Source organism: Oscillospiraceae bacterium (assembly GCA_015068525.1).
Classification (GTDB): domain Bacteria; phylum Bacillota; class Clostridia; order UMGS1840; family HGM11507; genus SIG450.
The window spans coordinates 65,636-74,126 of the sequence record SVKJ01000007.1; the positions used below are offsets into that span (position 1 = coordinate 65,636).

Genomic DNA, 8,491 nt, shown 5'->3' on the forward strand with positions numbered 1-8,491 from the left:
TTACTTCTGGTGTTTTATATTCTCTCACTTTTATCCCCTCCTTATTTGTCATCTTTATCTGTTATTTCATCAATATTATAACGTGCTTTGCCATATACATAAGTTCCGTCAAGAAGTTTAGCGTATGGGCGGAATCTTAAAGGACTATCAGCATATTTTGCTTTCATATTCATCATATCCCCATAGAAATAAGTTCCGTCATACATATCCGGTGTAACTGTGGTGCTTGATGCTCCTATCTGATTCTTAACATCTTCATTAACAAGAAGCGAAGTATATGCATCGTTTGTTACAAAATTGTGTGTTTTGATTTCTTTTGTATCAGGATCTTCAAATTCAAGAATAAATCCAACTTCTTTATAATTTAATGTGTTTATTATTCCGAATAATGCTACAGGGTAACAATCAACCATTGTACCGTCAGCATCAGGTGCCTGAACTTTATCGAAATCCCATAACATAAGAACTTTAATATCGAAATCTTCTACGCAAACGATATATTCGTCTGTAGTAATTTCTCCGTTTGCACCACGAGCAATATAACCGTCTGCAAGATATTCTGAAGGGTTCTGGTCAAATGTACCACCGTAAATAGTCATTGTACCGCTTACGCCAAGTGTAGCGTTCTTACCACCGGAGAAGTTACCGTCTTCAATGATAACAGTAGCACCGCTCTGAACGCAAACTGCAGAACCACTATCCATGGTAGTTCCCTTCGGACCAATAAATGTACCATCTTTTATTGTCAGAGTTGCATAGCCGGAAACATTTACAGCATGACGAGTACCGCTTGTGGCATTGAGTTTATATTCTCCACCGTTTATAATTGCCTCAACCGCACCATCAATTCTTACTCCATGACGTGCTGATTCAATGTTTGTATTTTCAAGTGCAAGCTTGCCGCTATTGATTTCAATTGCGCTGTAATCGCCGTTGGTGTTAACGATAGAACCGTTCTTAACTGTTAAAGAAACAGGATCGCAAGGAGCAATATAACCGGTCAGTATGTTGCCGCCAAGGTCGATAACAACTGTTGCATCATCATCAATCGAAATAGTCTCTGCAGTATTTGCAATAAGTGTTACAGTTGCGCCATTTGCGTTGTTTATTGCTGCCTGAAGTGATGTATATTCAGTATCGCCAACTTTTGCAACAGGAGTTGCGGGTGCTGCTTCTTTTGTAACTGTAACGTCACCGTCATCAGAGAAAGTTGCTGATACTCTGTCACCGTTTAGTGTAACAATGTTTTCTATAGATGCTGTTCCACTTAAGTCTACAACCTTAACTTCACCTGGTTCCATAGAAGTTGCATCAACTGTAACAGTAGTATTTTCAGAATTTACTCCTTTTGCAGTAAGTAAACTTGTTGTATCAACAGTTACATTAGTTTTAGAAATTGTACCTGTAGTAAAGTTTGCATTATTTTTAAGTATAAGTGTACCTGTTCCAACATCAGAGCCGGTTAATTCTCCGGTAGTATTATATGTAGCATTATCAACAATTGTAGTTCCCGGATTTTTAGCATTTTGACTTGTTGCAACAGATGCGTTAACATAAGAACCATTTTTAATGGTTAAAGTACTGCGGTTTTCAAGTTGTCTTGCTGTATCTTTGTTAACAATAGAATTGTCAAAAACAATTTCGCCTTTTGTTACAGCAAAAACAAGATGGCTTGTGCTGTTTAAAACACTGTCCTTAACATTAAAGTTAAAAGTTGGATCCTTGCTGTTTGTAGGTTCTGAGAATACTAAAGAACCTGTCTGTTCCCAAATACTGTTAGTTACATTGATGTTATATGTACCGCTTGCATTTGAGTTCTTTGATGAACAGTATGCTGTAAACTTAACATAAGCATTTGTTACATTAAAGTTTACACCTGCACCTGTAAGTGATGCACCAGCGGCAATCAGTGAAGGTGTAATATTTGCTGTATCAGCTGTTTTAGCATCGGTAATTGAGCCTGTGATATTAAATGTGCAACCATGACCGATAACCATTCTTCCTGTGCCTGTAAGTTCTAAACAAGCACCTTCGCCAATATTGATAGTTGTATTAGTGTACTGAACACCAAAGTTAGTAGCCTTGGTATAGCCTTTGAAAGTAATTTCTCCGGCTGCGGTAATTGCACCAACCTGTTTGTCATTACCGTCAAAGATAATGCCTGCAGGAAGTGTAACATCTTCAGCTGCATCAGCAATCATTGTGATAGTATCGCCGCTTACTGCCGCAACTGCTGCATCAGCAAGTGATGTATATTCGTTATCCCCGATTTTTGCAACTGGTGCTGCAGGAAGAACGAAATCGTCCTGTGCGTTAACAGTACCGCCTGCGTTGATTTCATTGTATATAGTATCTGTATTTGCAGTAAGTGTATTTCCTGTTGCAGTAACATTAAGAGTGTTGTTTTCTGTGTAAGATCTGATATCTACATATCCGGCTGTCATAGTATTGCCTGTAAATGTTACTGTGTCAGATGCACTTACGCAAACGTTTGCGTTAAGTGTATTATCTGTAATTGTTACAGATTTAACGTCCTTACCACCTTCGTTATCAGAAATTGCTCTTCTTGTTCCGTAAAGGTCAGAATTTGAAACAGAGATTTCTGCAGCGGCTAAATCCTCAGCACTTGCACCTTCGCCAAAGATTATACCATATTTTGCACTGCCTATGATTGTAAGATTATCAACATCAAGGCTCTTTTTCGCTGTGATGACCCTCTGAGTACCAGTAGCCTCGCTGATGTCGATTATAAGGTCTTTCACTTTTGCATTTTCTTCAAATCTGAAGATTGTGTTCCAGTTATTGTCGCTTACTGTATCTGTAAACTTGATTGTATGATTGTTACCGTTAATTGTTACAGACTCTTTGAACTGCGAATGAGAACCGTTTGTTGCATAATCTCTGCAGTCCCATTTATAATCGATTGTAACATCAGAAAGTATTTCAATTGTGCATCCTTCGGTAGCAGCCTTAAATGCTTCTTCAAGTTTTTCATAAGGTACACCGTTAACTGACGCAGCATAGTTAGTTACAGCAGTTGTGCCATTTATATTAGTACCGAATAAATCATTTACTTCCTTGTCGCCAACTTTTGCGGTTGTGTCGGAAACTGTGTTTCCAGTAAATATTGTAGGACTATTTGCATTTCCCTGACACGCTCCGACAATCAAGCCGACAGTTGTAGCTTCAGGATCTGTAGCCTGTATAGAAACATTGTCAACCTCACAGTTTTCAACTGAGTTTCCGTAATGACCTATACCTGAAATACCACCTACACGGTCAACACCTGTAATTGATATATTTGTTACAGTACAATTTGTTATTTTGTTATTGCCTTCGCCTCTGAATCCCCAGATACCACCGATATAACTTCCGTCATTACCTTTGATATATGAATCCGAGCCTTCTGCGCCGATAACGTGGCAGTTATCAATTATATTCATATAACCATTACCGCCAATTACTCCGGCATACCACCACGCATCAATATAGATTTTTCCTTTTACAGTACAGTTTTCTATACTCTTACCTGTGTATCCATAACCTACAACTGCACCAACATAAAGTGAACCTTGAATATCGGCGTTTTCTATTGTAAGATTTTTAATAATCGCAGGGGCATCACATCTGCCAAAAAACCCTATACCATTATTTTCAGATGCGTTAGCAAATTCTTTATTTATAGAAAGGTTTTTAACTGTATGATTATTACCGTCAAATGTACCTTTAAATGTTTTTCCCATATAACCGATTGGTGTCCAATCTTCTCCTGCAAGGTCAATATCCACGTTAAGTGTAACAGTTTTACCTGCGTAGGTTTCACCGTTATTAACACTGTCACGGAATGCTTTTAAATCTTCAAGATTATTGATGTTAGCACCATCAAATGGGAAAGTAGCACCAGCCAATACTGCCTGTGCATCTTCACTTAAAGTATTTTCAACGAATGTTGACTGTACTGCACTGTCATCGTTAAATGTAAGTACATTGATTGTATTACCTTCGATTGCAGCAGTTGCTTCATTATATACTTTAAATCTTACTTCATTAAAGTTATTATCTTCAACTACAGGAGAACCACTTACAACGTTAACTGTTCTTCCTGAATTAACGGTATTTCCTGTAAATACAACGTCACCTCTTAGTAAGATAACATTTACATTATCAGGCTGATTAAATGTGTTATTTGTTACTGTAAGACTATCTCTTTCTTCTTCGAAATAGATAGCAGTTCCGTTTGTAGCAAATGTACAACCTGTTATGGTAATTTCGCCGTCTTTTGGAAGTACCGCATAAGTACCGCCATTGAATGTTACATTTTCAATAGTACCTGATGTTAAACCAATACCTCCGGCAACGCCATCGGCATAATTTATTGTTAAATCTTTAATATTAAGATTTGTTGCATCATAGAATAAACGACCGCCATTTCCTGCTGACTCTATAGAGTTAACAGTAAGAGAATATCCGTTACCGTTAATTGTAAGCCCGTCCATTGAAAGAGTAATAATGTTACCGTTGCTTATAGAAAGTGTTTCAGAGAACATTATCCATTTATCAACAGTTACATCACAAAGAAGTTCAACTGTTCCTGAAGGAGCAGCCGCTTTTATTGCTTCCTGAAGGTCGGCATATTTTACGCCATTAACTTCTGCAACATAAACTACAGGTTTATTTACTGTAGCAGTTACAGTTGCTGTATCCGCTTTAGTATATACTGCTGTTACATCGGTAAGATGGATACCACCATCACGAGGTTCGCCTGTTATAGTAACATTTGCGGTATCAGAAATTGTAAGAGTCTGACCTGCTTCAATTCTGAAACCTGCTTTTGTAATACCATCTAAGTTAACTTCGGAATTACCGCTTACTGTGTAATTACCACGGAAGAATACTCTACCATCAAGATTTTTAACAGTAACTTTAGAATTTTCAACTAAAATATCATTTCCTGTTGAAGCGTTTACGCAAATTATATCAAGGTCAAGTGCTGTTTCGTTTTCAACAACTATTTCTGACCCGTTAATAAGGTTAAGGTCTGAATTATTTCCATCAAGACCGATTAAATATGTTCCTGTAACGCCTGTTGCTATTAGTTTTACATTATCAAATGTAAGAGTCTGATTAGCAAACATCCAGAAAACTGCTGTGCTTGGTTTTACACTTTTATCAACAACAATTGTACCGTTTTTAAATGTTGTTGTTCCAAAGTAAAGGTCATCTTCTGTAAGAGTAAGAGTGTTGTCTCCTAAATCAATTACAGCTGCCTTTGTTATTGCTCTCTGGCTTATAAGAGTTGGAGTTGCATCTGAAAGAAGTGTGATTGTTTCGCCATCTTGTGCATTTGTAAATGCTTCTTCTAAAGTTTTATACTCTGTATCACCAATTTTAGCAACTGGATTTACAAGAAGTGTGTCGTCAACATAAACTTCACATCTGTCAACATCCTCACTGTCAAACAAATCTTCTACTGTGCCGTTTGTAACAGTTGAGTTAGTTACTTTAACTGTTGCATCAACACTGTTTGCAACATCGACACCCATTTTTTCATTAAATGTACATCCTTCGATTGTGGCATCCTGATAGAATCTGATATAGTTGTAGTTACCTTCGTTAAATGTGGTATTTGTCATTGTAACATGTTCTATCGTGCTGGCAAAAGATGTCCAGCCTGTTATATTACAGTTATCAATAACGATACTTCCACCGGCACTGCCGTCAAAGTGGATACCGTATGTAGAACCTGTAATTGTAGAATCTCTAAAGGTTACTGTTCCGCTTGTATAACAATTACGGAATCCGTTTCCACCTGTAACATTACAGTTCTCAATCTGTACATCTTTTGCACTTATATAGCCTCCGTTACTGCTTCCGTTATTAATATTAAGATTTTTAACAATAGCACCGTCAGCAGTAACATTGAGTTTACCTGTAACATTTTTATTATTACCATCAAATATAATTGATTTATTAACACTTATATCACCTGTAATATCTTCAAGAAGGATAATTGTGTCACCTTCTTGTGCAGTGGTCAATGCTTCACTAAGTCCGCCTGCATATACTGTAAATGTTGAGAAACCAACATTATTTGTAAATGTGATTTTTCCATCTGCAACTTTACCTACATAAATGTAGTTAACACCATTGTGTTCGTGAACAACATAAGCATTATCGCCATTTACGGCACCATCAACTGCAGGTAGAGTTATTGTAGCTGTGGAACCTTCCTTCCAGTCATCAGAATTAACCAGTGTGATATTGTAAGAGTTTTCAACTCCTTCATTGATGTAAGCATTAACTTTTACGCTATCAACACTTACCCCTTCCACTGTAGCCGGTTTAACTTCAAAACTTCCGTTTGCTCCTTCTACAAGTTCATTACCATCTGCATCTTCATATTTTACAACAGCACCTTCACCGGCATCAACTGTAAAAGCAGGTGTTGTACCTTCTTTAACTGTGATTGTGATGTCTTTTCCTTCAGGAACAACGATTGTGCCTTTGTAGGATATATTGGTCATATCAAGTTCGTCAACATAAACTGTAACTGAACCAGTTGCTTTATTGTTATCAGCAAGGGCTTCTTCAACACTGGTGTAATACAAACCGTTGTCTTTAGCAGAACTGTATTGAAGATAACTACTGAACCCCTCGTAATTTGCGGAAGAAGCCTCAAATGTTTCGCCCGCTTCAGTAACAACAGGGCCACCAACAACTAAATAACCATTGTCGTCAATGTAAGTACCAACATTGCTGTTGCCCATAGATGTACCAATCCAGAATTTAGTGTTGTTAGAGTCAGCAGTCATAAAACCAAATGATTTAAATGTACCACCTGAAATAAGTCTCGAACAGGTTGAATCGCCCTGTGAACCAACACTATAGTTAAAAGTACCGCCTGAAACAATCAGTTTGGATTTTCCACTACCATTGATAGAGCAGTTAAAAGTACCACCGCTTATATTAAGAGTAGCGCATTTTCTTGCTGCAGTACCTATGGTATATATACCTGCAGTTCCCCAACTTGATGTTGAACCGGTAAAAATACCTCCGTTAATTTTAATTATCGGACGGTCTTCGGTAGAAATACCTCCGTCTGCATACTTATAGTAAACAACGCATTTACTACCTGCGTTAATACCGCCGGGGTTGGTAGCATCTGCATTAATTGTAATAGCACTACTTTCAGCACTACCTGTACCACAGGCTTGAATTACAAACGCATTCTTACCTGAAGCTGCTGTCATAGTATATGTACCCAAGTTAAGAATGTGATGCTCAGTAGATTTAAGAGTTACCACATCTGAAAGAGTAACATCTGCAAGCAAGGTCAAAGTAGTATTATTTGTCCAATTTGCAATTGCTTCATCAATAGTTGCATATTCGGTATTGCCGACTTTTGCGACATTACCTGTCACATCAGCAAATGCAACTGTTCCCATTGAACTTAAGACCATTGCCATTACAATGAGTAATGATAAAATTCTTTTTAGTTTCATTTTTTCTTTCCTTTCTTTTTGATTTCTTTTTATCCTGAGAAAATTCCGTTTTCTCTGTCGGGCAGGAAACCTGCATGTTTTATTGCCCTGACGGGCAGGTTTATTTGCCTTGCGGCAAGTTTTATTCGTCTTGCGACGAGTGGTATTGCCCTGACGGGCAGTTTTATTTGCCTTGCGGCAAGTTTTATTGCTTACGCAGTTTTATTGTCCTTCGGACAGTTTTATTGACTGCGTCAGTTTTACAATTTTGAAATCGAAGATTTCCCATTAATTCCAAAAATTCTGCAAGGAATTTTTACCGAAATTATTCATTATTCATCATTCATTATTCATTAGCGGAACGACACTCAGGTCGTTCCCTACAATTTTGCACTAAAATCTTTTCTGCATACTGCTTAATATATTATAAAGCGTGTTCATCTGCATCTGCGCAACCTTATAATCATCCCAGACAACATAGTCAAGCATTACGGATATAATCATAAATACAATTGGTGTAAGTTCTTCTATTGATATACGAAGGACGTTGGAAAGTCTTTCTATGTACTTTTCGTAACGGATGTTCAAAGTTTCTGCCATTTTTCTCATATTTTGCCCGTAAACAGGACTTGTTGCAATCTGGTAAACTGCGCGAAGTTCCGGTTGACGAGTCTTGACAATCCCTAAGAATGAGTCAAAAAACACCTTAAGTTCGCCTATCGTTGAGAGCGCATATGAGAACAAATCGTCTGCAACTTTATTTAAACCATATGTTCCAACACTTATAATTACTCCCTCTTTGGATTTAAATCTATAATATAGGCTGCCGGTTGACATCTCTGTATCCTTACATATATCACGTATTGATGTGTTCTCAAGTCCGTTTTGACAAACGAACTCAAAAATCTCTTTTATAAATTGTTCAGTTGTTTTTTTCATATTTCTCCTTACTTTAAATCACTCGTTCTATTCCCTTTAAAAACACAAGTACGACATAATTTACATTATGT

The 8,491-nt window shown here is 37.4% G+C and carries 2 protein-coding genes; both read right to left on the bottom strand.

Going from position 1 to position 8,491, the window contains the following annotated elements; genetic code table 11:
• Positions 1-41 precede the first annotated feature (41 nt).
• A complete protein-coding gene (locus E7419_03820; GenBank protein ID MBE7014321.1) occupies positions 42-7,502 on the bottom strand; it encodes a hypothetical protein in 7,461 nt (2,486 codons plus the stop codon).
• Between the two features lie 372 nt (positions 7,503-7,874).
• A complete protein-coding gene (locus tag E7419_03825) occupies positions 7,875-8,420 on the bottom strand; it encodes a TetR/AcrR family transcriptional regulator (protein MBE7014322.1) in 546 nt (181 codons plus the stop codon).
• Between the last annotated feature and the right edge of the window lie 71 nt (positions 8,421-8,491).

What these genes read in the sequence shown, in the direction of transcription:
- E7419_03825 (MBE7014322.1), bottom strand. Translation starts at nt 8,420, where the DNA reads ATGAAAAAAACAACTGAACAATTTATAAAAGAGATTTTTGAGTTCGTT.
- E7419_03820 (MBE7014321.1), bottom strand. Translation starts at nt 7,502, where the DNA reads ATGAAACTAAAAAGAATTTTATCATTACTCATTGTAATGGCAATGGTC.